Raw genomic sequence first — 25,003 nt, 5'->3', positions numbered from 1 at the left:
ACTCTATGGGCTGATTGGCATGCGCCTGAGGCAGGATAAAAAGGAAAAGTGAAAATACAATCAGGGTGGATCTTGATGCTAAAGCAATAAGGCGCATAAACTTACGATACCGTATGATTTTACAGAAGCCGGAAGTATAACCAAGCGCCCCAGCGGGATCCAGACACTGCCATCGATACAGCCCGTCTGTATCCGTGGGGAGAAACAAACCATGCAGGCCATCACTCAATTTTTGAATACCATCAGTGGGCTGATCTGGGGCCCCATGATGCTGGTGCTGCTGCTGGGCACGGGCATATTCCTCAGCGTCGGCCTCAGGGCCATGCCCTGGCGGCATCTGCTCGCGGCTTTCGCGCTATTGTGGCGCGGGCGGGCCTCCACCGCCAATGGCGACATCACCCCTTTTCAGGCCTTGATGACGGCGCTCGCCGCTACCATCGGCACGGGCAACATCGCCGGCGTCGCCACCGCGATTTTTCTCGGCGGACCCGGCGCCGTTTTCTGGATGTGGATCACCGCACTGCTGGGCATGGCCACCAAATACAGTGAGGCCCTGCTGGCGGTTAAATACCGTGAAGTCGATGAGCGCGGTCGCTACGTGGGCGGCCCCATGTACTACATCAAGAACGGTCTCGGCAATAACTGGAAATGGCTGGGCATTGCCTTCGCCCTGTTCGGCATGATTGCCGCCTTTGGCATTGGCAACATGGTGCAGGCCAATTCCGTGGCCGACGCGATGGGCAGTGCCTTCGCCGTCCCCGACTGGATCAGCGGCGTGGTCATGATGCTGCTGGCCGCAGTGGTGATTCTCGGCGGCATCCATCGCATTGGCGTGGTGGCTGCCCGCCTGGTGCCGTTCATGGCCCTCGCCTATGTGGCCGGGGCGCTATGGATCATTGTCTCGCACCTCGGCGAGGTGCCGGCGGCACTGGGCAGCATAATCGGCGACGCCTTCACCGGCACGGCGGCCACCGGCGGCTTTGCCGGGGCGGCGGTATGGGCAGCCATTCGCTTCGGCGTCGCCCGCGGCATCTTCTCCAACGAGGCCGGTCTGGGCAGCGCCCCCATTGCCCACGCCGCGGCGCGTACCAATGACCCCGTGCAGCAGGGCATGATCGGTATGCTCGGCACCTTCATCGACACCATCATTATCTGCACCATGACCGCGCTGGTGATCATCCTCACCGGCGCCTGGACCAGCGGTGAAACCGGCGCCGCCCTCTCCATGCTGGCCTTCAGCAGCGGCCTGCCCGACTTTGGTGCTCATATCGTGACCTTCGGCCTGGCGGTCTTCGCCTTCACCACCATCCTCGGCTGGAGCTATTACGGCGAACGCTGCGCCGAATTCCTGTTCGGCATCCGCGTCATCCTGCCCTATCGCGTGCTATGGCTCGCCGCCATTGTGGTCGGCGCACTGGGCAAACTGGAGATCATCTGGCTGCTGGCCGACGTGCTCAATGGGCTCATGGCCATCCCCAACCTCATCGCCCTGGTGGCGCTCAGCCCGGTGGTCTTCCAGCTGACCCGCGCCCACTTCTCGAAAAATACCCAATAAATTCAATCAACTATTCGGCCTCTCCGGCCACCTTCACCCATACACAGATTCGGTGTAGGGATAAAAAACTTCAATGGTTAAATTGTGGCCAATCACTGGCCAAAGCCGAATCCATGCCTTATCATGCGCCGCAAATTAGTAATCTCGAATATTAATATTCATTAATCTAGCTGGAGCAATGTCATGAAAGATCGCGTCTGTACGTCCTGTGGTTTTGAGGGCAAACCCGTCAAACAGTGTATTGAGAGCTTCCTGGTCGATGCCTTCATCTGGGGGATTGTCGGCAGTTTCGCGCTGATGACCGGCCTGATGCCGGCGCTGGCCATCCCGGCCGCATGGACCCTTTACCACCTGGTCAAATTCAACACCACCAAGTGTCCAAAGTGTGGCGACCTGGAGATGGTCAGCAAGCAAAGCCGCAAGGGCCGCCGGGCGCTGGACAAGGATGCCGGTCAGGTGCAGGTGTGGGTGAACAAGGAAGCCGCCCAGCACTAACCGCTATTAGTTAGAGTCCTCCGCCCCACCGGGCCGACCCCTTTACGGGGCGGTGGTGGCGGCGGTAAGGCCTTCGCCGTAAAACACCTTGATCAGGGTCTGCGCGCCCGGCAGCAGCTTGCGCAGCAACTCCTTATCCCCCGCCCGATAATAGTTCTCCATCTTGTGGATGCCCACGTGGGGCTCTTCGGGTTTGAAGAAGTTGAGATTGCCGTGCTGGGCAAAATAATAGGCCGACAGTAGCTCGGCATTTTTCCACGTCGGCAGCTGGTCCTTATAAAAGGCGATGACGGTTTCATAGTCATCGGTGGAAATCAGCTCAAGGATCGACAGGCCCTCGTATTTGGGTGGCCGCTCTTTCACCGCAAAGGTGCGAATGATCACCGCACCCGGATAGGCGGGGACACCCACCTGCGCCTGCTCGGGGATCACCGCGTCACGGGCACTCTGTGCCTGATAGCTGTCGCCCACCTCGGCCGGGATCTGCGGCCGCGAGGCAAAGGGCTCTGCCGCCGCATTCGCCGACAACACCATCATCCCCGTCAAAAGAAAAAGGCCACCGGCACGCGCGGCAGCCCGACTGAGTCTATTCAATGTCATAATCGTCCCATTGGCCAATGCCGAAAAACCGATTCAGGTCGGGTATCCCCATGCCGCCTCTGCACGGGCCGACCCTGCCTCTACTACTAAGCTATACCGGTAACCTATGCCGGCAGCCACAGCCCCACATATTCATCCACATCCGCATCCACCAGGCGACCGCCGACGTACAGCTTTTCCACCTCGTCGCGACTGATGGGCTGCTCCACGCCATCGGGATGTTCGTAGCGCCATTCTCCATTGATCACCAGCTCAAACAGGGTGACCATGATGTCGTCGAAACGTATCGCATGGTCGGCGGCCAGGCGCTTGAAATCAGCGATACGCAGACCGCGCCCCAGCTTTTGCACCTCTTCATTGACCAGCGCCGCCAGGGCGATATCCCATTTCGGCACCTCTTCATCAAAACCTCTTAACTGATCGTGTATCATTTCTGCCTCTCAATTGGTGCATGCCGCATTGCTTTTATGCCGTTGCTGTTCATGCCGTAAAAGCCGCGCCTTACCCTATGCGCTAAACAGCGGCGCGATGTCTGCCTCGAATGCTGGTCCTCGCTACCCCTTGTCCTGCCACGAGCCATGCCGCCATCCGCTGCTTTTTTCAGGCCGAAAGTGTAACCACATGCCGTAACGCCGACAAGCCAGGATGGAGGCTCGCGCCCGACCCAGGCGTCCGCTTCATTGTGCCGGCAGCCTGACCCCGGTGCCCCCCATGCCACAATACCCCGCGGGATTTTTTGCCAGGTATTGCTGGTGGTAGTCCTCGGCAAAATAAAACGGCGGCGCGGGCAGGATCTCGGTGGTGATGGGCGGAAACCCCACCGCGGTGAGTGCTTGCTGGAAGCGGTCCCGCGCCTGTTCCGCCAGCCGCCGCTGGGCGTCATCATAGACATAAATCCCCGAGCGATACTGGGTGCCCCGGTCGTTGCCCTGGCGCATCCCCTGGGTCGGATCATGCCCCTCCCAAAACAGGCACAGCAACTCGGTATACGCGATCTGCTGTGGATCAAACACCACCCGCACCACCTCGTTGTGACCGGTCTGGCCGCTGCACACCTCCTGATAGGTCGGGTTGGGGGTGAAACCCGCCGCATAGCCCACCGCGGTGGAGTACACGCCCGGCTGCTGCCAGAAGCATTTTTCCGCCCCCCAGAAACAGCCCATGCCAAACATCGCCAGCTGCAGGCCTGCCGGGAACGGCTCCTGTAGCGGGTGGCCGAGCACCGCGTGACGCTCCGCCACCGGCATGGCGCTATCCCGTCCCGGCAGGGCCTGTTCCGCACGGGGCATGGCGGGCGAATCCCGGCGGCTCATGCTAGCCCGCGCCGCCGCAGACTGCGGCCCGTGAAGCTGATGGATGTCATAGCTTGTCCTCTTTAATAGTGGATGACAGCAGCTGCCGCAGGGCCGACTGCAGGACCCCCTTCAGCTCGGCCTTTCCGGCCAGGCCAGTGGCGTGGGCCAGCTGCGCCCAGGAATGGTGTTGCAACAGCCGGCAGACCAGGATGGTCAGTTGCGGATCTGTCAGTGATGTTGTCGGCGCGCGCAGGGCCCACAGCGTATAGCGCCAGAGGGAGGCGAGGCAGTCCTCATAGCTGCGCTCGCCCTCTACAAAGGCGCGCACATTGTCGTGGTCGCGGGCGCTGGGGACGGGGTCTTCGTGGTCGGACTCCCCGGGCCGGTCCTGCAACAGCAGGGCGACCACGGCGGGGTCCAGATCAGACAGGGCATTCGCCACGGTCTGCGGCAGGTCGGCCCGCAGGCAACCCCGCGCCGCGGCAAGCACGGACGCCCCTGCCGCACTCAGGGCCGACAACACCATCACCGAATGTTCGCCGCTGGCATGGTCGCGACGAAAACCCAGCCTCACCGGCCACAGGTCCTCCGCCCGCCAGAATCTCAGCAGGGGCGCGGTGGCGCCAAAACTCGCGCCGATCAGGTCCGCACCCTGGGCCGTTGCCTCAGCGCGGATATGCCGCAACAGGCCACGGCCCAGGCCACGCCCCTGCACGGCGGGGTGCACGGCGATGCGCATCACCCGCGCGCAGCGTTGCCCACCCGCCGCCCGCAGGCCGAGGTGCGTCACCAGCGACTGGGGGATCAGGTGCCCCCGCGGGCGGCGTCGCCCGGCCGCCATCGCCTCAATCAGGGGCCGATCAAATCCGCCCTCCATCGCCACCAGGGCGGTGGCGACCACCGCCCCCTGATAGCGCATGGCGTAGACCGCCAGCCCCGGGCCATCGAGCAGGTTGCGCAGGTCATTGGGCCGGGTGCGGTAATGGGCCACCACCAGCAGACCAAACAGCTGCTTGAGCAACGGCTCGTCGGCCGCCAGCCGGTCACGCGCCAGGCGCTCCACCTGCACGTTGCCGGGCGCGGCCGCCGACACGCGGCCATCCTCCGCGCAACTGGCGTCCAGCAGCAGGCTGTCGAACACCCATTGCTCCAGCGGATCATCGCCGGCCCAGCGGATCGGCTCGCGCAATATCAGCTCTGACCAGCCGGGTGCCTGCGCCTCCAGGGTCTGGCGGAAGCGCACCGCGAACCCCCGCCCCGTGCCTTCATAGCCGTGGGTGGTGGTGGAAAACACCAGACGGGAATAGTGCCGGAGCAGGGTCTGCAGGAGGCTCGCCGGAATGGCCGCGGCCTCATCCACCAGCAGCAGGTCCGCCGCTGGCAGGGCGGCGCAGAGTTCATCTGGTGCCACAAACCGTAGCTCGGCCGCCCCCCACTGCAGGTGACCGGCATGGGCGATGACGCCGGGCAGCAGCCCCTGGGCATGCTGAAACAGCGGTGCTACCGCGGCCAGCCGCGGCGCGGTCACCACGACGCGAAAGCATGCCATCGGGTGCGGGCCGGCCGCCGCCGGCCCCTGCACCGCGCCGCGCATCAGCCGCGCCGCAGCGATGCCCAGCGCCGCCGTCTTGCCCCGTCCGCGATCCGCCACCAGTACCAGGGGGCGGCGGCGATGGCCCTGCAGCACGTGTTCGATCGCCGCCACCGCCGCCTGCTGATCGGCGCTGCGCATCCCTGCCTCGGGCGGCGCAGCGGGTGGTTTATTGTCCAGTGACAATGCTGGCGGGGGCGGCGCCGAGTCCAGCATCGCCTGCACCGCCGCGTCCCTCTGGCCGTCGGCGCTGACCAGCACCGTCTGCCCACCGACCGCGATGGCCTGTCCCAGCAGGCGCGACAGTCGCTGCAGGAAACGCCCGGGCAGGTCATGGATGGTGTGCGGCCACACCGCGATGGCCTCGGCCGCCGGGTCGGCACACTGCGGCCACGCCTCCAGCGGCGGACACAGCAGCACTAACAGTCCGCCGCCCACGATACTGCCGCTCACCGCGCCGAAGGCATCGGCGTCAAAACCGGCATGGGCATCAAACACGATGAGGTCACGCTCCTGGCCAAGCAGGCCGCGGGCCTGTCTGGCGGCGAGCACCTCCATCCCTGCCGGTGCCCCTGCCTGTATCCCTGGATGGACCACCCCGGATATCCAGCTGACCCGCGCCAGCCGCGCATCCCGCACCGTCTGCGCTGCCGCCTGCCGGCACCCGTCGGCCTCGCCGGCAAACACCAGGGTGCCGCGATGACGCGCGGCGCGCAGCCGCGCCAGCCATGTGCTCAGGGTGTCCGAGGGGGGCGTGTCCAGTACGGTCGGCGAGCGGTTCATCGGCGCATCATATCACCGCCGGTCTGCCCGCTACCGCCGGCCACGGCGATGCCACTACCCGCGCGCTTAGCGTCGCGCTCACCGTTGCTGTTACCGGTACCACAATATAAAACCGGCCTCGAGGGGAACGGTCGCGCCGGTCTGGGCGGGGATGATGCGCGGGGTGTAATCGGTGTCCGGCCTGTCTGCGGGCACGCTGCCCTGATAGATATAGGCATTGCTCGCCCCGGCCAGCCGCTCGCCGCGTTGCAGGGCCTGGCAAAACGGCGGACCGTCGTCGAGGGGATTGGCGTAGAGCTGAACACTCACCGCCTCGGCGGTCAGATCGTCCAGATACACCTGCACCTCGAACCGATAACCGGCCTCGACCGCAGTGGCGGTGACGCTGCCAAAGTGGATGCGTTGCCAGTGCTGCGCGAGCAGCTGGTGCCAGTCCTCCAGCGCAGCGGCGGCCTCGGGGGCACGCTGGCGATAGGCGGCGGCCAGGGGCAGATAGTAGTGCTCAGTATATTCCCGCAGCATGCGGTTGGAGGAGAATTGCGCGGTCAGGCTGCCCATGCTCTCGCGCATGTGGCCCACCCACTTGCTGGGCAGGCCGGCCGCATCGCGCTCATAGAAACAGGGGACCACCTCGGTCTCCAGCAGCCGATAGAGCTGCTCCGCCTCGGCGGCGTCCCAGCCGGCGATATCGGCATGTTCCAGACCATCCCCCAGCGCCCAGCCCAGCTCGGGCGCATAGGCCTCGGCCCACCAGCCGTCCAGCTCCGACAGGTTCAGCCCGCCATTGACCAGCACCTTCATGCCGCTGGTGCCGCTGGCCTCCCAGGGACGGCGGGGGGTGTTGATCCAGACATCCACCCCCTGCACCAGTTTTTCGGCCACTCCCAGGTCGTAATCCTCGACGAACACCACCCGCTCGTGCATGCCGTTGTCTTCCAGGAAATTCTGCCACTGGTGCAGCAGCTGTTTACCCACCGTATCCTGGGGATGGGCCTTGCCGGCGATCACCAGCTGCACCGGCCGATCGCGATTGCAGAGCAGTCGCACCAGCCGCTGCGCATCCTGTAGCAGCAGGTTGGGGCGCTTGTACTCGGCAAAACGCCGGGCAAAACCCAGCGTCAGGGCATCGGGGTCGAGCAAGGAGTCACACTCCTGAATCCTCGCCCGGGCCACGCCGCGGCCACGGTGCTGGCGGACCAGCCGCTTGCGCAGGAACTCGATGAGCTGCCGGCGTCCCTCGACGCGAAATCGCCACAGGTCCTCATCGGACACCTGGCGCAGCTCTATCTCCACGTCATCCAGCGTGCCGCGCCAACGGGACTTGCCGCAGGCCTCGGTCCACAACGCATCGGCGCATGCCGAGTCCCAGCTCGGCATGTGTACGCCATTGGTGACATGACCCACCGGCACCTCGGCCTGCGGCCAGTGCGGGAACAGCGGCTGAAACAGGCGTCGACTGACCGCGCCGTGCAGGCGGCTCACACCGTTGACCGCGCCGGCACCGCGCACCGCGAGGTAGGCCATGTTGAAGGGCGCGCCGCTGTCGGCGGGATCGAGGCGACCCAGACGCAGGAGCTGCTCCAGCTCCACGCCCAGCGGGGCCGCGTAGTCCCGGAAATAGAGGGCAAACAGCTCCGCGCTGAAACTATCAAAACCCGCCGCCACCGGCGTATGGGTGGTAAACAGATTGCCCGCTCGGGTGGCGCGCAGGGCCACCGCAAATGGCTGCCCCGTGTCCTGCATGAACTGCCGGGCGCGCTCGAAGATCGCAAACGCCGCATGACCCTCATTGAGGTGGCACACCGGGGCGTCGATACCGAGGGCCTGCAGCAGTCGCCAGCCGCCAATGCCCAGCACCATCTCCTGCTGCAGACGCATCTCCTCGCCGCCGCCATAGAGTTCGCTGGTGATGGCGCGGTCGCCGGGGTCATTGAGCGGATCATTGCTGTCCAGCAATAACAAGGTACGACGCCCCACCTGACCGCGCCAGGTGCGCAGGCGCAGGGGCCGCCCCGGCAGCTCCAGCGTCACCCGCACCCACTCGCCGCTATCGTCACGCAAGGGTACGATCGGCAACATGGTCGGGTCGTTATAGGGATAAAACTCCAGCTGCTCGCCGACAGGATTGATCGCCTGACGGAAGTAGCCTTGCTGATAGAGCAGGCCGACCCCGATCAAGGGTACGTTGAGATCTGAGCCGGTCTTCAGATAGTCTCCCGCCAGCACGCCCAGCCCACCGGAGTAAATCGGCAACGATTCGGAGATGCCAAACTCCATGCTGAAATAGGCGACATAACCAGTAAAGGCAGTGCCGATACTTTCGGTGAACCACGATGTCTCAACAAAATGGTCCTCGCGCGTATCGAGCTGTTGCTGCAGTTTTTCGATGAATCCGGCATCGCTGGCCAGTTTTCGCAGACGCGAGTCAGAGACCGTTTCCAGAATCAACCAGGGATTGGCCGTCGCCTCCCACAGCTCAGGCGACACCTGTCGCCACAGGGCATCGGCGCCATGGTTCCAGCTCCAGCGCAGGTCCAGCGCCAGGGTCGCCAGACCGTGCAGGGGTTCGGGCAGGGCGCGGGGAAAATAGTGGTTGGTCTGCATACTCGGTTCTCTCGATGTTCCCTCAATACATAGGCGCTCAGGCCAGCGCCGGAAACAGTCCCTTGAGGCCGTTGGCGATAAACTCGATGGCAATCGCCGCCAGGATCAGCCCCATGATGCGGGTGAAGATATTGATCCCCGTGGCACTGATGCGCCGTGTGATCCAGGGCGACACCCGCAACACGACCCACACCACCAGGCTCAGCACAACAATGCCCAGCGCGACGGCCAGGTAATGGACCACGCCGCTGGACTTGTGCGCCGCCAGGATCACGGTACTGATGGCGCCGGGCCCGGCCAGCAACGGCATGGCCAGGGGCACGATGGCCACCGATTCCTTCTCGATGGACTCGTCGGCCTCTTCCACAGTCTGGCGGATCTGGCTGGTTTTCGCATGCAGCATGGCGATCGCCATCAGCAGGATCAGGATACCGCCACCGACGCGAAAGGAGTCGATGGTGATGGCAAAAAAGTGCAACAGCCACTCGCCGAAAAACAGCGCCACCAGCAGGATGATGCCCACCCCAAGGGCCACCATCTTGGTAGTGGTACGACGCTGCCGGGCATTTTCCTCGGCAGTCATGCTGATGAACAGCGGTATCGCCCCGAACGGATTAACGATCGCCAGCAGGCCAATAAATATTTTGATGTACTCTGCGTAATCCAGCATGTGCTGTTTGTCTCTACGGCTTAAGTTGCGGGCGTATGTTGCAGGTTTAAGCTGCGAGTTTAACCCACTGGAATGATAGATCTGGATTATGACGTATGCGTTACACCACGGTGCTGGACAGCGTTAACACATTTAGGCTGCGAGCCTTCCCTCAGAACCAGCCGCGACGACGGAAGAATACCAGCATCAATCCCGCCACCGCGATCATCACCCCCCATATGAGCAGATAGCCGTAGGGCCAGCCCAGCTCGGGCATACTCCAGGGGCCGGCGGCGCGATCGAAGTTCATGCCATAGACGCCAACGATGAAGGTGAGCGGGATAAAGATGGTCGCGATCACGGTCAGCACCCGCATGATGTCGTTCATGCGGACACTGACGCTGGACAGGTAGATATCCAGCATGCTGCCGGTCATCTCGCGATAAGTCTCCAGCAGGTCCATCACCTGGATAGTATGGTCGTAGCAGTCACGCAGATAAATCCGGGTGGTGTCCTGCACCAGCACATGGTCATCGCGCAGCAACTGGTTGATCACCTCGCGCTGCGGCCACAACATGCGCCGCAGCAGAATCAGTTCGCGCTTGAGCAGATGGATCTTCTCCAGGGTGTCGCGACTGGCGGCATCGAGAATCTGTTCCTCCACCTCCTCCAGCTGCAGGCCAAAATTTTCCAGCACCGGAAAGCCCTGATCAATCACCACATCGAGCAGGCTGTACAATAAAAAATCGACACCCCGTGCGCGCAACCGACTACTGCTGTCCTGCAGGCGCGTGACGATCATCTGAAAAGGGGGAAAGTCCCCCGCACAGAAGCTCACCAGGAAAGTACCGTTAAAAAACAGGCTGACCTGCTGCACCTCGACCAGACCGTCCCGCATCAACGGCAGACTCATAACGATAAATAGCTGGTCATCAAAGGCTTCGAGCTTGGGCCGCTGGCCGCTGTTGAGCACATCTTCCAGCGCCAGGGCATGCAAATGAAAGCTCTCCCCCAGCTCACGCAGCACCGCCTCTGTAGGCTGGCCCTGCACATGCACCCAGGTGACAGTGGTGCGTTGCAGGTAGGGGACACAGTCCGCGACGCTCACCTCCTCGCGGACCGCGATCTGCTGCGCGGAAAAATCGACCAGCCGTATCTGTAGCGGTGCAGCCGCCGTCACCGACGGTGCGGTCAGGGTACCCGGCGGGGTTCCCGGCGGATGATAGCGTTTGGTAAAAAAACTCATTGGGTATCCTTGTACTCCATCAACCTAATATGATGGAGTACTAGTGAAAACTGCGGCCTAACTATGCGGCCATTTCCAGTTACGTATCTCCGGCATATCCTGGCCATGCTGGCGGATGTAGTGCTGGTGCTCGATCAGTTTGTCGCGAATAAACTGCTTGGTATAGGCGGCGACATAGCCCAGCTTGGGGACGCGATCGATCACATCGCCCACCAGATGGAAACGGTCGAGATCATTGAGCACCGCCATGTCGAAGGGGGTGGTGGTGGTGCCCTCCTCCTTGTAGCCGCGCACGTGCAGATTGCGGTGGTTGGTACGACGATAACACAGCCGATGGATCAGCCAGGGATAACCGTGATAGGCGAAGATGATGGGCTTGTCGGTGGTGAACAGGCTGTCGAACTCCTTGTCCGACAGCCCGTGCGGATGTTCCTCCTTCGGCTGCAGGGTCATCAGGTTGACGATATTGACCACCCGAATTTTCAGCTCGGGTATCTGCTGGCGCAACAGGTCGACCGCCGCCAGGGTTTCCAGGGTCGGCACATCCCCGGCGCAGGCCATCACCACATCCGGCTCCGCGCCCCGGTCATTACTGGCCCATTCCCAGATGCCGATACCGGCGGTGCAGTGGCGGATGGCGGCCGCCAGATCCAGCCACTGCGGTTGCGGTTGTTTGCCGGCCACGATGACATTGATGAAGTCCCGCGAGCGCAGACACTTGTCCGTGATGCAGAGCAGGGTATTGGCATCGGGCGGCAGATAGACGCGAATCACGTCGGCCTTTTTATTCACCACATGGTCGATGAAGCCGGGGTCCTGATGGGAAAAACCGTTGTGGTCCTGACGCCAGACGTGCGAGGTCAGCAGATAATTCAACGAGGCAATGGGACGCCGCCAGGGGATCTCCTTGCTCACCTTGAGCCACTTGGCGTGCTGGTTGACCATGGAGTCGACGATATGGATAAACGCCTCATAGCAGGAGAAAAACCCGTGCCGACCGGTGAGCAGATAGCCCTCCAGCCATCCCTGGCAGGTGTGTTCACTGAGGATCTCCATCACCCGGCCATCCGTCGCCAGATGGTCATCATCAGGCAGCGTTTCGGCCATCCAGGTGCGATCAGTTTCGTCAAACAACGCACCGAGACGATTGGAGGCGGTCTCATCGGGGCCGACCACGCGGAAATTGCGCTGCTCGGCATTGAGCTCCATCACGTCGCGCAGCAGCTGTCCCATCACCCGGGTCGCCTCCGCCACCACCTGACCGGGTTGGTCCACGGCCACCGCGTAGTCGGCAAAATCGGGCAGCCTCAGATCGTGCAGCAGCAGCCCGCCATTGGCATGGGGATTGGCGCCCATGCGCCGTTCACCCTGTGGCGCCAGCGCGGCCAGTTCCGGCAACAGGCGACCGCTGTCATCAAACAGTTCTTCGGGTCGATAACTCTTCAGCCACTGCTCCAGCAGTTGCAGGTGTCCCGAGGCGACCGACATGTCGGAGAACGGCACCTGGTGCGAACGCCAGGAGCCCTCGGCCTTTTTGCCATCCACCTGTTTGGGGCCGGTCCAGCCCTTGGGTGAGCGCAGGATGATCATGGGCCAGCGCGGGCGCGTGGCGATGCCCGACTGGCGCGCCTGCTGCTGGATGGCCCTGATCTCGGCCATTACCACATCCAGGGTGGCGGCCATTTTCTGGTGCATCTGTTCGGGGTCGGAACCCTCCACCAGATAGGGCCTGTAACCGTAGCCGACAAACAGGCTCTGCAACTCTTCGGGGCTGATGCGTGCCAGCAGGGCGGGGTTGGCGATCTTGTAGCCGTTGAGGTGGAGGATGGGCAGTACCGCGCCGTCAGTGATCGGGTTGAGAAACTTGTTGGAGTGCCAGGCGGTGGCCAGCGGCCCGGTTTCAGCCTCCCCGTCGCCCACCACGCAGGCGACCACCAGCTGCGGGTTATCGAAGGCCGCGCCAAAGGCATGGGACACGGAATAACCCAGCTCGCCGCCCTCATGGATCGAGCCCGGCGTTTCCGGCGTCACATGGCTACCGATGCCGCCGGGAAAGGAAAACTGTTTGCACAGCCTTTTCAGGCCCGCGGCATCCTGGGTGATGTTGGGAAACAGCTCGGTGTAGGTCCCTTCCAGATAGGTATTGGCCACCATACCCGGCCCGCCGTGGCCCGGTCCCGCCACGTAGATCATGTTCAGATCCTGGGCCTTGATCAGCCGGTTCAGGTGCACGTAGATAAAATTCAACCCCGGCGTGGTCCCCCAGTGGCCCAGCAGCCGGGGCTTGATATGCTCCAGCGTCAGCGGCTGGCGCAGCAGGGGGTTGTCCAGCAGATAGATCTGCCCGACCGAGAGATAATTGGCCGCCCGCCAGTAGGCATGCATGCGCGCCAGCATCTCCGCGCTCAGGGGTTGGCTGTCTGTTTTCATCTCTGTTTTCATCACTATCTCGTCCATGTGTTGACCCTCCTTGTCTGTGTGAATGGGTGTTAGGCAACGCCATTCACCGGCTCTCAATCCCCAAACAGGATCGCCGCCGTGCTCCGGGCAATCACCTGTTCCTCGTCGGTGGGGATCACCCACACCGATACCCGGCTGTGATCCGTGCTGATACGCACGGCCTGCGCCCGATTCGCCGCGGCATCGATCTCCACCCCCAGCCAGGCGCTGCCCTCACAGACCGCGGCCCGCACCGGCGCGGCATGTTCCCCGATGCCGCCGGTGAAGACCACGGCATCCAGGCCGCCCAGCGCCGCCGCCAGCGAGCCCAGTTCACGCCAGATGCGGTAACAAAAATAATCCACCGCCTCCGCCGCCGCGGCCTCCTTGCTGGCCAGCAACTCACGCATGTCCCCACTGATCCCCGACAGGCCCAGCAGCCCGGACTGGCGATGCAGCAGATCGGAGATCTCCTCCGCCGTCCTGCCCTCCCGCAACAGATAGAGCACGATGGCCGGATCAATGGCGCCGCTGCGGGTACCCATGGGCAGGCCATCCAGCGGGGTCGGGCCCATGGTAGTGGCGATGCTCTGCCTGTCCCTGAGCGCGCACAGGCTGACCCCGTGGCCGAGATGGGCGATCACCACCCTGCCGTCGGCACCCTCGCCCAGATGGTCCGGCAGGACACGGCTAATGTAATCATAGGACAGACCATGGAACCCATACCGCCGTATCCCCTGCCCGGCCAGCGCGCGGGGCAGGGGCAGGCGCTGTTCCCGTAGCGGCAGGGTGGCATGGAAGGCGGTGTCGAAGCAGGCCACCTGCGGTAGCTGCGGGCGTTGCGCCTGCAGCGCCTCGATGGCCTGCAGGGCGTGGGGCTGGTGCAGCGGCGCCAGCACCACCAGTCCCTTCAGTTGTTCCAGCACCTTGTTATCAATGCGCACCGCCTGTGAAAAGTGCGCGCCGCCATGCACCACACGATGGCCGGCGGCGACGAAGCGCATCCCGCTGGCCGTTTGCTCCAGCCACTCGAGGATGATCGTCAGCGCCTGGGCATGGTTCCCGGCGTCCACTTCCTGTTCGTGGGGAGGATTGTCCGCCTGCCCGGCCTGGCTCGTGCGAAAGCGCGCCTGCGCCCCGATACCGGCCACACTGCCATGATACAGACGGCATGGCTCTTTCTTCGCCGCGGCCCGGGAATAAACCGCAAACTTGATACTGGAAGAGCCGGCGTTGATCACCAAAATCGCATCCTGCATCAGTACTCTCCTGGTAATGTCTTATGACTGCGATACATGCAATGGATACCCTAAACCCAAGCTGGGTTTTTATTGGGCCGGCGCATCCGGCACGTGACCCCAGCGTTCCTTCAGCTCAGGCAGGGCCTTGCTGTGGGCGATGAGCACCACCTCATCGCCTTTCTTTAGCGCGGTATCCGCCTCGGGCAGCACCAGCGCCTCATTGCGGTAGAGAAAGATCACCCGGCAATCATCGGGCAGTTTCAGCGCGGCAATCGGGCTCTCATCCTCTTTATCGGCGACGAAGGAGAAGACCCGTGCATCGCCCTTGATCAGGGCCGACACCTCCAGCGGATTCTGCCCGGCGCACAGGTCCGCCAGATAGCGAGCCATGGTGCTGTCCGGGATAATGGTATCTTCCAGCCCCAGCTCGATGCAGATGTGTTCGTAAGACGGGTCTTCAATGCGGGTCACCACCCGCCGGTATCCCAGCGAGCGGCCCACCAGGCTGGCAATGATATTGCTCTGGTCGTTGCCGGAAAGGCAGAACAGAAAGTCCGTTGCGGCGGGATCCGCTTCGCGCAGGATTGCCGGCTTGCTCCCGTCACCGACGATGAACCCGGCATCCAGTGCTTCAGTCAATTCATCAATGCGCGCCTTATCCTTTTCGATAATGACCACCTCATAACCGTTGTTGATCAATTCCTGCGCGGTCAGGGCCGTTAGCTCTCCCGCGCCGATGAATACCGCTCTCATGTCGACTCCTCCCGTCGTCCCAACCAGTTCCGTGGATACAACACCACCAGCAGGGCAACAATCTCCAGACGCCCGGCCAGCATGTCGAAACACAATACGCCCTTGAGCACGGTTTCCAGCTCCGGTCGGGCGATGCCGGTGCTCAGGCCCACCGTGCCCGTCGCCGAGGCGACCTCGAACAGGGCATCAAGGGGGTCATAGCCCAGCGCCACAAACGGCAGCCAGGAGAGAAACATGATGCCGATGAATAACAGGATCAGCTGCAGGGCCCGCAGCAGGTCATCGGTTTCCAGTTTCTGCCCGGCCAGATAGGGTTCGGCCACGGCATGGGTCGGCATGCTGGAACGGCGTATCATCAATTGCAGCATCCGCAACAGGATCAGCAGCCGCAGCAGCTTAAACCCACCGGCGGACGAGCCGATGCTGCCGCCCACCAGCATGGACATGATCATCACCAGCTTCGAGACGGGATCCATCTCCGCCACCGGCAGGGTGCCAAAACCGGTGGTGGTCTGGGCGGAAAAGCCCATCATCAGCCCGTGATACCAGGGCGCCTCAACGCCATGCTGCCAGGCCAGCCCGCTCAGCAGGGCACTCACCAGCAGCGCGCCACCGAGCAGAGCGCGTAATTCGACATCACCGGCCAGGGTGCGCCATCCCCCGCCCCATCCTGCCTGGATCACACGCCAGTATAGCGGCAGCGAGACCGCGCCCAGAAACGAGATCGCCATGATCGCCACAGCGGCCATCGACCCCAGCCCGGCCAGACTGGCGTCAAAACGGGAAAACCCGCCGGTGGAGACCGCCGCCAGGACATGCAGCAGGGCATCAAAACCGTTACCGGTCAGGGGCCAGACCACCACCAGCCCCAGCAGGGTCAGCCCCAGGTAGGCGATAAGACTGTGTCGCGCATGGATCCGCACAGTGCCCACCAGCATCTCTCCACTGCCCGCCGGATCGGCCAGCCGCCGGGCAGCAATGTGATGCCCCATGAGCAGGGCCACCGACAACACCACAATCCCCAGGCCGCCATACCACTGCATCCAGGCTCGGGCGAACAGAAAGCCGGCCGGGCGATGCTCGACACTCCCCAGGGTCGACAACCCCGTCGTGGTCACCCCGGAAACCGCTTCGAACAGGGCATCCACAAAGCCGATGTCGCCGGCCATCATGGGCCAGGACATCAACAGGGGAGAAAGCAGGAAGGCGGCAGCGACGATGCTCAGCGCCTCGTTGGCCTGGAGGCGATCCGGTGCCGACAACCGGGCCAGATAGCCGCCCCCCAGCAACAGGCCCACGCAGATAACCGCGTAACGTAGCGCCCGCGCCCACTCCGACTCCAGCAGGGAAAAACCCAATGGCGCCAGGGTCAACAGCGCCAGCATCAAGGCCAGCTGACCGCCGTATTTCAGGATCACCCGGCCACGGACGGCATAGCTCAGGACACTGATGCGTTGTTCCATGCGCGTGCGTCCGCTGACTCTTTTATGCTGATATTGAAAGGGTATCAGGCACCAATGGCACCTGTCGTAGCGACCTCGTGGCGCGACCGATGCACCTCTATCATTTCAACAGAGGTGCCGTAGAGGTGCCGTGCCTGCCGCTACTGCATCAATGCCGCTCGGCGAACCGGGCATCCACCTCCATCTCCGCCTGCAACCAGTCGCCCATCGCGTCGTCACCCTGAAAACCACGCCCTGCGGCAATATGGTAGGCGGTTTCGGCGATCATCTGCTGGCGTTGCTCAGGCGTAACAGCCCTCGCCTTCTGGCGCCCGGCGGTCGCCTTTTTTGCCGGGGCCTTTGCTGTGGTGTCTGTCGCCTTTGCTGCGCTTTTTGTCGCACTTTTTGCCGTACTCTTTGCTGCACTCTTTGCTGCATTCTTGTCTGCGCTCTTCGCTGCTGCTGCCGGTTTTTTAACCGCCGGCTTTTTTGCGGTCTCTTTCTTCGTCTGCTGCGTCTGCCGAACCATGGGTCGTTCTCCTAGTTACCTTGTTTCCAAATTTGCTATCGATAGCACACCTAGAATGTAGTGCACGCCGGTCGCCCTGGCTAGACGCACCCGCCATTAAAGTGGCCCGATCTTTGGGCGCAATAACCGGAGGGCATCGCGCCGTTTGTGCTTAGTGTGTGGGTGCTGAGTAGGAGGCCAGCCCCCTGGCCGATGGGTCGGGTTAGTGAAATTGTTGAGATTGAATCGCCGAGGGGGCTCGGCTCCCACAGTGCGCAGAATGGAAAATACCCACTCCCGAAACGTCTGAACGCTCTTTACTCAGCACTCAGAGCCTGTGAAAAAATCGACGGCCGTAGCGAGGGCGTCGATTTTCGAGCGAAACAAGGCGCGCTACGTGAAAACAAGGAAGTTTGGTGAACCAAATGACCGCCGTTTTCACGTAGCGCAACACCGTTGCAGCCGAAAAGCGACGTCCGCAGTAGGTCGACGATTTTTTCACAGGCTCTCAGCACTTGGCATCCGACGCAAGGCACCCACCTGCGCATCAGGGGACCGGTGTGTGGGGGAGACAACACAGTGACCCGGACATATACTTCGCCCGAATATTTCATACCATCATCGAATGATCGCGCAGCAATTGTATTCGCGGCCTAATTAAAGAAAGGAAGCAACCATGGCAGAATTTAGTGTCAACTCCCATCGTTTCGATCCCTACAAGAATTTCAAATTCCGGGTCAAATGGGACGGCCGCTATGTGGCCGGCATCAGCGTGGTGAGCGGACTCTCACGCCATACCGACGTGATCGAGTGGCGTCAGGGCGGCGACCCCAGCCTGTCTCGCCAGATGCCTGGCTTCACCCATTACGATCCGATCATCCTAGAGCGCGGCGTGACCCACGATCCCGAATTCGAGAACTGGGCCGGCAAGGTCTGGAATTTTGGTGCCGGTCTGGGTTCCGAGGTTTCGCTAAAAGATTTTCGCAAGGACATCATCCTTGAGCTGATGAACGAGGCTGGCCAGGTGGTCTTGAGCTATAGAATTTATCGCTGCTGGGTGAGTGACTACACGGCACTGCCTGACCTGGATGCGAACAGCCCCGAAGTGGCCATTCAGTCCATCACCCTTGTGCATGAAGGCTGGGAACGGGACACGGCTGTGACAGAACCGACTGAGCCCGGTTACTGATCCCATGCCATCCGCGAAAATTATCAAGGGTGAGTTGAGTTACCTGAATGCGTCTGCAAAACCCGAGCAACGCGTGGTATTTCAATTCAACCCCGAAAGGCTGACCCGCCGCCAGGCCTACACCGAACAGACCAAAACCCTGAGCGAATCGATTCATTTTACGCTGGTGCTGAATGCCATGCAGGGAATGGAACAGGGCCTGCCAACGGCGATGGAAACCGGCATCTATCCACACATCGCGGCACTGGAGGAACTCCTGGCGCGAACCTCAAAACCACTACCGATCAATCTACCCGCCTGGTTAACACCATCACGCAAGGCCGGGCTGCTGGTATTGACCTACGGCGCGAGGATCATCCCGGTGAGCCTACAGCGGCTGACGATCAAAGAGCTCCTCCATAACAGCCAGCTTCAACCCATCCACGCCAGCGTGGATCTTACCCTGCGCGTACTCACCGAGCAGGATCTTCGCGGCAATGCCCTGGGCCAGGCCGCATTGACCGCCTATCAACAATATCGCCATCGGAATGCGCAGCTGATTCAGACCTAAGCACTGCGTGCTCAGATCTTTTTGCCGCTAAATACCTTGGGAGGTTGGCAATCTGAATGCAAGACTCGCAACGGTCGCATATGCAATAGCCACAGAATGGCACAAAAATTTCCAGGCTGTTTTTTGACAACCCGGAAGATCGTGAGAGGGAATTTGGTGGCTACACCTAGATTCGAACTAGGGACCCCATCATTATGAGTGATGTGCTCTAACCAGCTGAGCTATGTAGCCATTTAACAGACAATCCGGCGGGGCGGATTTAAAAGAGGCGAAATTGTATGGTTTCCGGCCACTGTTGTCCAGTTTGCGGGACGCTGCGGGAGGAGAAACCGCGATAATATAGGAGGCTGTCGGATTTAGGATGAATTGGCTGCGGAAGCGGGGGGAGCGGCCCACTATCCACCTAAACCCGACAGCCTCCTAGACGTTGAAACGAAAGTGCATTACATCACCATCCTGGGTGATGTAGTCCTTGCCTTCCAGGCGCCACTTACCGGCCTCCTTGGCGCCCTGTTCACCCTTGCAGGCAATAAAGTCGTCATAGGCGATGACCTCGGCACGGATGAAGCCCTTTTCGAAATCGCTGTGTATCGCCGCAGCCGACTGGGGGGCCGTGGCCCCTACGGGCACTGTCCAGGCACGTACCTCTTTCACTCCGGCAGTGAAGTAGGTATGCAGGTTGAGCAGGGCATAGCCGGCGCGGATAACCCGGTTCAGCCCCGGCTCTGCCAGGCCCAGTTCCTGCAGGAATTCATCCCGTTCGGCATCGTCCAGCTCCGACAGTTCGGATTCAATCGCGGCGCACACCGGCACCACCCCCGCACCCTCGGTGGCGGCAAATTCGCGCACCTTATCCAGCAGGGGATTATTTTCCATGCCGTCTTCGGCCACATTGGCGACATACAGGGTAGGCTTTGCGGTGAGCAGGAACATGTCGCCCAACATCGACAGCTGTTCCTTGTCCAGCCCCATGGCCCGCACCGGCCTGCCCTCATTCAGTTCGAGCTTGATGCTCTGCAACAGGGCCAGCTTGGTCTTGGCGGCCTTGTCGCCGGAGTTGGCGACCCGGCCGACACGGTTGATGGCCTTGTCGACCGATTCCAGATCCGCCAGCGCCAGCTCGGTGTTGATGACCTCGATATCGCCCAGCGGGTCAATTTTGCCCGCCACGTGCACCACGTCATCGTCCTCAAAACAACGCACCACATGAGCGATGGCATCGGTCTCGCGTATGTTGGCCAGAAACTGGTTACCCAGACCTTCGCCCTTGGAGGCGCCGGCCACCAGGCCGGCGATATCGACAAACTCGATCGTGGTGGGCAACACCCGTTCAGGTTTGACGATTTCCGCCAGGGCCTCCAGGCGGGGATCCGGCACGGGCACCACGCCGACGTTCGGCTCGATGGTGCAGAAGGGATAATTGGCCGCCTGAATACCCGCCTTGGTCAGCGCATTAAACAGGGTAGATTTGCCCACATTGGGCAGACCGACGATTCCACACTTAAATCCCATGATCGTTTTCTCTAATTTCGTTTATTGATGGTTACTGCCGAGGATGAAAATCTGCCGCTGAACGGCTATTTACGGCTATGCAGATGATTCATGGCCGCCTGCATTTCACCTTCGAGAATCAGCGGTAGGGTGCGCAATGCCTCATCGACAGCTGCCTCAATCTCAATCCGCTCGTCAGGCGATGCCTTGCCCAACACATAGTCCGACACCTCCCGGCTGTGCCCAGGATGGCCGATACCGACGCGTAGACGTAAAAATTCCTTGTTGCCCAGCTGGGCAATCATGTCACGCAGGCCGTTGTGGCCGCCGTGACCACCACCCCGTTTCAACCTGAGTTGACCCGGAGGGATATCCAGCTCGTCGTGCACCACCAATATGGATTCAGGCGCGATCTTGTAAAACCCTGCCAGCGCAGCAACCGACTTGCCGCTCAGGTTCATAAAGGTAGTGGGTTTGAGTAACCAGACATCGGTTCCGGCCAGTGATACCTTGCACACCTCGCCGTGAAACTTGCTTTCCAGCTTGAAGGGCGCGCCTTTGCTGCGCGCCAGTTGGTCCACAAAGACAAAGCCGACGTTGTGTCGTGTTTGCTCATACTTTGGGCCGGGGTTACCCAGCCCAACGATCAGTTGCACACACGACGACAAGGTCGGCTTCTCTTTTTGCGGATCGTCCGCGCTAAAAACAGCGGGCTGACTATTGGGCCTCGCCACCTTCAGCCGCTTCGCCTTCAGCAGCCTCAGTATCGCCACCGCCTCTGGGAGTATGAATACTCACCACCGGCAGATCGTGATCCTCGCCATGGGTAAGGGCTGCGATAGTGACGCCCTTAGGCAGCACGATGTCCGACAGATGCAGGGAGGCTCCCTCTTCCAGTGCGGCGATATCTACCGTCAAATATTCCGGCAGATCCTGCGCCTTACAGACAACCTCAATGGAATTCATCAAATGCGACACCATGCCGCCGGACTTGACACCGACGGAAACATCTTCGTTGATGAAATGCACCGGAACCTGCATGTGAATCACGTCGCTGACACTGACACGCATAAAGTCCACATGCAGCAAGCGTGGTTTGGCCGGGTGACGTTGCAGATCCTTGAGCACAACCTTTTCGGCCTTGCCGTCGAGCTTGAGCGTCAGGATGTGTGAATAAAAGGCCTCATTTTCCAGGTGATGCAACAACTCGCTGTGGTTGGTGATCACGGAAACAGGGTCCTTACCGGAACCATAAATGATGCCCGGAACTTTACCGTCACGGCGCAGGCGGCGGCTCGCACCCTTCCCCACGTCCGAACGGCTTTCGGCAGTAATATTAAAATCGACTGACATGATATTTCTCCAACTTTTAGTGTTTCAAGAAAGACCGCACTGCTGTGCGATCTTTGCGTTCACTCCCCCTTTGCGACCAAGGGGAAGTATTCCTACCGGCATGTGTGAAGATTATTCACGACACTACCGACAACAATTCCTTACATCCAATTCTTTGCGTCTCCTGATATCCAGCCTGATGAACTCCAGACCTTTAATCCATAACCCTTTAATCCATGAACAAGGAACTGACCGATTCCTCATTGTTGATACGGCGCATGGTTTCCGCCAGCAGTTCAGCAATGGACAGCTGACGGATACGGGTGCAGCTCGCGGCCTCCCCTACCAGCGGGATACTGTCGGTCACCACCAATTCATCCAGCACCGAGGCGTTAATATTGGCCACGGCTGGTCCTGACAACACCGGATGCGTGCAATAGGCCACGACCTTGGCCGCGCCATGTTCCTTCAATGCCCGCGCCGCCTGGCACAGGGTGCCGGCGGTATCCACCAGGTCATCCACCAGCACGCAGGAGCGGCCTTTAACGTCGCCGATAATATTCATCACCTTGGCTACATTGGGCTTGGGGCGGCGTTTATCGATGATCGCCAGATCGGCATCATCCAGGCGCTTGGCCATCGCCCGTGCGCGCACCACACCGCCCACATCCGGGGACACTACCATCAGGTTCGGATATTCCCGGCGCCAGATGTCGCCCAGCAGGATCGGTGAGGCGTAAATATTATCCACCGGCTTGTCGAAAAAGCCCTGTATCTGATCGGCGTGCAGATCCACGGTCAGCACCCGATCGGCACCGGCCGTGACAATCATGTCGGCCACCAGCTTCGCGGTCAGCGGCACCCGCGCAGAACGCGGGCGACGATCCTGTCGCGAATAACCCAAATAGGGGATCACCGCAGTAATGCGATAGGCCGATGATCGACGCAGTGCATCGATCATTACCAGCAACTCCATCAGATTGTCGTTGGTGGGGGCGCAGGTCGGCTGGATAATAAAGACATCCCGCCCCCGCACATTCTCGGTAATGTCGACCTGGATTTCACCATCACTAAATTTCCCGACAAGGGCCTTGCCCAGGGAAAGATTGAGATAACTCGCCACGGACTGAGCCAGTTGGATATTGGCGTTACCGGTGAACACCATCATACGACCGTCGGACACGCTACACCTCTGTTAATAGTGCTGAGCCAACAGTGCTCAACACCTGGTCTTTTGTCTATGAACTATTTTTTGGCACTTAGCACTTAGCACTTAGCACTTAGCACTTAGCACTGTAATTCATGGCTGGGGCGGCAGGATTCGAACCTGCGCATGCTGAGATCAAAACCCAGTGCCTTACCGCTTGGCGACGCCCCAAAAAAATCGTGATTACACTCTCTACCGTCACCTGGCGACAGGTTCGCGGCTAACACACCGCCAACAATGGCGAGCGGTTACAACCCACGGCGACGATGGTCTGCCAACGTCCCTCAGCCTGCCTTTCAACCGCGCGCGCCTGCGACTCATCGGCAAAGGCCGCAAACACGCAGGCCCCCGTGCCCGTTAATCGCGCCGGCGCAAACCGGGTCAACCAGGTCAGCGCCGCATCCACTTCGGGATACCTTTGCCGCACCAGTGGCTCGAATACATTGCGGGTACTGCCAGGGCTGTCATTTTTACAGCCATCATTAAGGCCATCATTAAGGCCAAAGCCACCGGCACCAAGCCCCGAAAGGTAATCCGCTATTTTGAGGGGTTGGGCATCACGTGTCAATTGCGGGTCGGCAAACAGGGCCTCGGTAGAGACGTGCACCGGGGGAACCAACACCACAAACCAGGGCTCCGGCAAAGTCAGCGGCTCCAGCCTTTCGCCCACACCTTCCGCCCAGGCGGCCCGCCCCCGAATGAAGACCGGCACATCCGCCCCCAGCCTCAACCCCAGGGTCGCCAGCCGATCTTCATCCAGGCCCAGCTGCCAGAGCTGGTTGAGCGCCACCAGGGTGGTGGCGGCGTCGGAACTGCCGCCGCCCAGGCCGCCGCCCATGGGCAGCCTTTTTTCAAGCAGGATATCGGCGCCCTGCCGACAGTCGGTTGCGGACTGCAATAAACGCGCGGCCCGCACCACCAGATCGTCCGCCTCGGGCACGCCAGCCACGTCATTGACGCGGCGCACCTGTGCATCGTCACGGTGCCGGAAGCGCAGCTCGTCACCATAATCCAGAAACTGGAACACCGTCTGCAGCTCGTGGTAGCCATCGGCACGCCGCCCGGTAATATGCAAAAACAGGTTGAGCTTGGCCGGTGCCGGCCAGATTTTTGCCGCGGAAAACGGGCGTGACGCAACGCTATCCGACATCGCTCAGAGCCTGTGAAAAATTCGACGGCCGTAGCGAGGGCATCGATTTGCGAGCGAAACAAGGCGCGCTACGCGAAAACAAGGGAGTTTGGTGGACCATATGACCGCCGTTTTCACGTAGCGCAACGCGGTTGCAGCCGCACCGTTTCGTCAGGAACGAAACGGGACTGCGACAGTAGCCCGCAGGGTGCAGGCCAGGGATGGCCTGCATCAAAGCGGCGCCCGCAGTAGGCCGGCGATTTTTTCACAGGCTCTCACTGTCCGTTGAGCCGCCAGTGATCGATCACCAGACGCAGATTCAGGGCGTGATTTTGCAGATAGATCTTTTGCGGCAGATCGACCTCGCCGACCCGACGATAGGCCTCGTACTTCACCTGCCAGTGGGATTGCTGCAGACGGGAGAGATGGCCGGCCTGGTCCAGTACCAGCAGTGGCTCATCATCGGTCGACTGCGTGTCCGGCATCGGCAGGCCCAGCACCCAGTAGCGCAGCCCCTTTAGGGGCAAGCGCCAACCCAACTGCTGATACAGCAGCGACTCGGCATCCTCGGCGATGATCACCTGCTCGTCCGAGGTGCGCATCTCCACCCGTTCAGGGCCACCCAGCAACTGCGCAGCGCCCTGCCCGAAGGGGGCCTGGAAATGGATCTGGTAGTTTTCGCCGCTCTGTTGCCAGGACAGCTTGCCACTCCAGCCATCCTCTTCGGTGGAGCCGGCAATGCGCGCCGTCAGCGCCCAGTCGTCCTTGTGCTGCAGGGTCTGGCGGTGCTGCTGCCACAGCCGATCCAGCTCGGCGGGGGGCACCCGGGGAGGGGTGGCGCAGCCCGTTAACACCAAGATTCCCGCCAGCAATCCCGGCCCTATCCGCCGGCATAGCATTTTGC

The 25,003-nt window shown here is 61.3% G+C and carries 22 protein-coding genes and 2 tRNA genes; 4 read left to right on the top strand and 20 right to left on the bottom strand.

Annotation, left to right across the window (positions count from 1 at the left end; genetic code table 11):
• Positions 1-211: 211 nt before the first annotated feature.
• Positions 212-1,555, top strand: a complete 1,344-nt coding sequence (locus RRB22_05465; protein MDT8383843.1) for a sodium:alanine symporter family protein — start codon at positions 212-214, stop codon at positions 1,553-1,555.
• 183 nt (positions 1,556-1,738) lie between these two features.
• Positions 1,739-2,050, top strand: a complete 312-nt coding sequence (locus RRB22_05460) for a hypothetical protein (GenBank protein ID MDT8383842.1) — start codon at positions 1,739-1,741, stop codon at positions 2,048-2,050.
• A 42-nt stretch (positions 2,051-2,092) separates the two neighbouring features.
• Here the strand turns inward: RRB22_05460 and RRB22_05455 are convergent, their stop codons facing one another.
• The 12 genes from RRB22_05455 to RRB22_05400 form a co-directional block, all read right to left on the bottom strand.
• Positions 2,093-2,650, bottom strand: a complete 558-nt coding sequence (locus RRB22_05455) for a hypothetical protein (GenBank protein ID MDT8383841.1) — start codon at positions 2,648-2,650, stop codon at positions 2,093-2,095.
• 104 nt (positions 2,651-2,754) lie between these two features.
• On the bottom strand, positions 2,755-3,081 hold the full coding sequence (locus RRB22_05450) for a hypothetical protein (protein ID MDT8383840.1): 327 nt from the start codon (positions 3,079-3,081) through the stop codon (positions 2,755-2,757).
• Between the two features lie 246 nt (positions 3,082-3,327).
• On the bottom strand, positions 3,328-3,963 hold the full coding sequence (msrA, locus tag RRB22_05445; GenBank protein MDT8383839.1) for a peptide-methionine (S)-S-oxide reductase MsrA: 636 nt from the start codon (positions 3,961-3,963) through the stop codon (positions 3,328-3,330).
• 46 nt (positions 3,964-4,009) lie between these two features.
• Positions 4,010-6,319 (bottom strand): GNAT family N-acetyltransferase, encoded by a 2,310-nt coding sequence (locus RRB22_05440; GenBank protein MDT8383838.1) that lies wholly within the window; start codon positions 6,317-6,319, stop codon positions 4,010-4,012.
• A 90-nt stretch (positions 6,320-6,409) separates the two neighbouring features.
• Entirely contained in the window at positions 6,410-8,923 is a 2,514-nt protein-coding gene (gene glgP, locus RRB22_05435) for an alpha-glucan family phosphorylase (protein ID MDT8383837.1), read from the bottom strand.
• Positions 8,924-8,960: 37 nt separating this feature from the next.
• The gene (locus tag RRB22_05430; protein ID MDT8383836.1) at positions 8,961-9,593 is read right to left on the bottom strand and encodes a YchE family NAAT transporter; all 633 of its coding nucleotides are present in this window, start codon (positions 9,591-9,593) and stop codon (positions 8,961-8,963) included.
• 151 nt (positions 9,594-9,744) lie between these two features.
• On the bottom strand, positions 9,745-10,818 hold the full coding sequence (corA, locus tag RRB22_05425; protein ID MDT8383835.1) for a magnesium/cobalt transporter CorA: 1,074 nt from the start codon (positions 10,816-10,818) through the stop codon (positions 9,745-9,747).
• Between the two features lie 57 nt (positions 10,819-10,875).
• A complete protein-coding gene (locus tag RRB22_05420; GenBank protein ID MDT8383834.1) occupies positions 10,876-13,260 on the bottom strand; it encodes a phosphoketolase family protein in 2,385 nt (794 codons plus the stop codon).
• Positions 13,261-13,331: 71 nt separating this feature from the next.
• Positions 13,332-14,516, bottom strand: coding sequence for an acetate/propionate family kinase (locus tag RRB22_05415; protein MDT8383833.1), 1,185 nt, complete (start codon positions 14,514-14,516; stop codon positions 13,332-13,334).
• A 69-nt stretch (positions 14,517-14,585) separates the two neighbouring features.
• The gene (locus RRB22_05410) at positions 14,586-15,251 is read right to left on the bottom strand and encodes a TrkA family potassium uptake protein (protein ID MDT8383832.1); all 666 of its coding nucleotides are present in this window, start codon (positions 15,249-15,251) and stop codon (positions 14,586-14,588) included.
• Positions 15,248-16,714: a potassium transporter TrkG gene (locus RRB22_05405; GenBank protein ID MDT8383831.1), complete on the bottom strand. Its 1,467-nt coding sequence runs from the start codon at positions 16,712-16,714 to the stop codon at positions 15,248-15,250. Before RRB22_05405 ends, RRB22_05410 begins: the two co-directional genes overlap by 4 nt.
• Before the next feature lie 148 nt (positions 16,715-16,862).
• Entirely contained in the window at positions 16,863-17,222 is a 360-nt protein-coding gene (locus RRB22_05400; GenBank protein MDT8383830.1) for a DUF2934 domain-containing protein, read from the bottom strand.
• 655 nt (positions 17,223-17,877) lie between these two features.
• On the opposite strand from RRB22_05400, the gene RRB22_05395 reads away from it, so the two are divergent.
• Both RRB22_05395 and RRB22_05390 read left to right on the top strand, forming a co-directional pair.
• Entirely contained in the window at positions 17,878-18,390 is a 513-nt protein-coding gene (locus RRB22_05395) for a phage tail protein (protein MDT8383829.1), read from the top strand.
• A 4-nt stretch (positions 18,391-18,394) separates the two neighbouring features.
• Positions 18,395-18,940, top strand: a complete 546-nt coding sequence (locus tag RRB22_05390; GenBank protein ID MDT8383828.1) for a hypothetical protein — start codon at positions 18,395-18,397, stop codon at positions 18,938-18,940.
• A gap of 154 nt (positions 18,941-19,094) precedes the next feature.
• Here the strand turns inward: RRB22_05390 and RRB22_05385 are convergent.
• From RRB22_05385 to lolB, 8 genes are all read right to left on the bottom strand, one after another.
• Positions 19,095-19,171 (bottom strand) — tRNA-Met (locus tag RRB22_05385).
• Between the two features lie 189 nt (positions 19,172-19,360).
• Positions 19,361-20,452 (bottom strand): redox-regulated ATPase YchF, encoded by a 1,092-nt coding sequence (gene ychF, locus RRB22_05380; protein ID MDT8383827.1) that lies wholly within the window; start codon positions 20,450-20,452, stop codon positions 19,361-19,363.
• 65 nt (positions 20,453-20,517) lie between these two features.
• Positions 20,518-21,099, bottom strand: coding sequence for an aminoacyl-tRNA hydrolase (pth, locus tag RRB22_05375; GenBank protein MDT8383826.1), 582 nt, complete (start codon positions 21,097-21,099; stop codon positions 20,518-20,520).
• A gap of 49 nt (positions 21,100-21,148) precedes the next feature.
• Positions 21,149-21,784, bottom strand: coding sequence for a 50S ribosomal protein L25/general stress protein Ctc (locus tag RRB22_05370; protein MDT8383825.1), 636 nt, complete (start codon positions 21,782-21,784; stop codon positions 21,149-21,151).
• 208 nt (positions 21,785-21,992) lie between these two features.
• The gene (locus tag RRB22_05365; protein ID MDT8383824.1) at positions 21,993-22,931 is read right to left on the bottom strand and encodes a ribose-phosphate diphosphokinase; all 939 of its coding nucleotides are present in this window, start codon (positions 22,929-22,931) and stop codon (positions 21,993-21,995) included.
• A gap of 135 nt (positions 22,932-23,066) precedes the next feature.
• Positions 23,067-23,141: transfer RNA gene (locus tag RRB22_05360), tRNA-Gln, on the bottom strand.
• Positions 23,142-23,190: 49 nt separating this feature from the next.
• Complete coding sequence (ispE, locus tag RRB22_05355; GenBank protein ID MDT8383823.1) at positions 23,191-24,120, bottom strand: 4-(cytidine 5'-diphospho)-2-C-methyl-D-erythritol kinase; 930 nt, start codon at positions 24,118-24,120, stop codon at positions 23,191-23,193.
• Between the two features lie 254 nt (positions 24,121-24,374).
• The gene (gene lolB / locus RRB22_05350; protein MDT8383822.1) at positions 24,375-24,998 is read right to left on the bottom strand and encodes a lipoprotein insertase outer membrane protein LolB; all 624 of its coding nucleotides are present in this window, start codon (positions 24,996-24,998) and stop codon (positions 24,375-24,377) included.
• Between the last annotated feature and the right edge of the window lie 5 nt (positions 24,999-25,003).

This window comes from Gammaproteobacteria bacterium, from assembly GCA_032250735.1.
Classification (GTDB): domain Bacteria; phylum Pseudomonadota; class Gammaproteobacteria; order SZUA-152; family SZUA-152; genus SZUA-152.
Note: the sequence above shows the minus strand (reverse complement) of the source record. Positions and strands in the feature narration are given on the sequence as shown.

Bases quoted from the DNA above. Each gene is read 5' to 3' on its own strand.
- RRB22_05465 (MDT8383843.1), top strand. From the start codon at position 212: ATGCAGGCCATCACTCAATTTTTGAATACCATCAGTGGGCTGATCTGG.
- RRB22_05460 (MDT8383842.1), top strand. From the start codon at position 1,739: ATGAAAGATCGCGTCTGTACGTCCTGTGGTTTTGAGGGCAAACCCGTC.
- RRB22_05455 (MDT8383841.1), bottom strand. From the start codon at position 2,650: ATGACATTGAATAGACTCAGTCGGGCTGCCGCGCGTGCCGGTGGCCTT.
- RRB22_05450 (MDT8383840.1), bottom strand. From the start codon at position 3,081: ATGATACACGATCAGTTAAGAGGTTTTGATGAAGAGGTGCCGAAATGG.
- msrA (MDT8383839.1), bottom strand. From the start codon at position 3,963: ATGAGCCGCCGGGATTCGCCCGCCATGCCCCGTGCGGAACAGGCCCTG.
- RRB22_05440 (MDT8383838.1), bottom strand. From the start codon at position 6,319: ATGAACCGCTCGCCGACCGTACTGGACACGCCCCCCTCGGACACCCTG.
- glgP (MDT8383837.1), bottom strand. From the start codon at position 8,923: ATGCAGACCAACCACTATTTTCCCCGCGCCCTGCCCGAACCCCTGCAC.
- RRB22_05430 (MDT8383836.1), bottom strand. From the start codon at position 9,593: ATGCTGGATTACGCAGAGTACATCAAAATATTTATTGGCCTGCTGGCG.
- corA (MDT8383835.1), bottom strand. From the start codon at position 10,818: ATGAGTTTTTTTACCAAACGCTATCATCCGCCGGGAACCCCGCCGGGT.
- RRB22_05420 (MDT8383834.1), bottom strand. From the start codon at position 13,260: ATGAAAACAGAGATGAAAACAGACAGCCAACCCCTGAGCGCGGAGATG.
- RRB22_05415 (MDT8383833.1), bottom strand. From the start codon at position 14,516: ATGCAGGATGCGATTTTGGTGATCAACGCCGGCTCTTCCAGTATCAAG.
- RRB22_05410 (MDT8383832.1), bottom strand. From the start codon at position 15,251: ATGAGAGCGGTATTCATCGGCGCGGGAGAGCTAACGGCCCTGACCGCG.
- RRB22_05405 (MDT8383831.1), bottom strand. From the start codon at position 16,714: ATGGAACAACGCATCAGTGTCCTGAGCTATGCCGTCCGTGGCCGGGTG.
- RRB22_05400 (MDT8383830.1), bottom strand. From the start codon at position 17,222: ATGGTTCGGCAGACGCAGCAGACGAAGAAAGAGACCGCAAAAAAGCCG.
- RRB22_05395 (MDT8383829.1), top strand. From the start codon at position 17,878: ATGGCAGAATTTAGTGTCAACTCCCATCGTTTCGATCCCTACAAGAAT.
- RRB22_05390 (MDT8383828.1), top strand. From the start codon at position 18,395: ATGCCATCCGCGAAAATTATCAAGGGTGAGTTGAGTTACCTGAATGCG.
- ychF (MDT8383827.1), bottom strand. From the start codon at position 20,452: ATGGGATTTAAGTGTGGAATCGTCGGTCTGCCCAATGTGGGCAAATCT.
- RRB22_05370 (MDT8383825.1), bottom strand. From the start codon at position 21,784: ATGTCAGTCGATTTTAATATTACTGCCGAAAGCCGTTCGGACGTGGGG.
- RRB22_05365 (MDT8383824.1), bottom strand. From the start codon at position 22,931: ATGATGGTGTTCACCGGTAACGCCAATATCCAACTGGCTCAGTCCGTG.
- ispE (MDT8383823.1), bottom strand. From the start codon at position 24,120: ATGTCGGATAGCGTTGCGTCACGCCCGTTTTCCGCGGCAAAAATCTGG.
- lolB (MDT8383822.1), bottom strand. From the start codon at position 24,998: ATGCTATGCCGGCGGATAGGGCCGGGATTGCTGGCGGGAATCTTGGTG.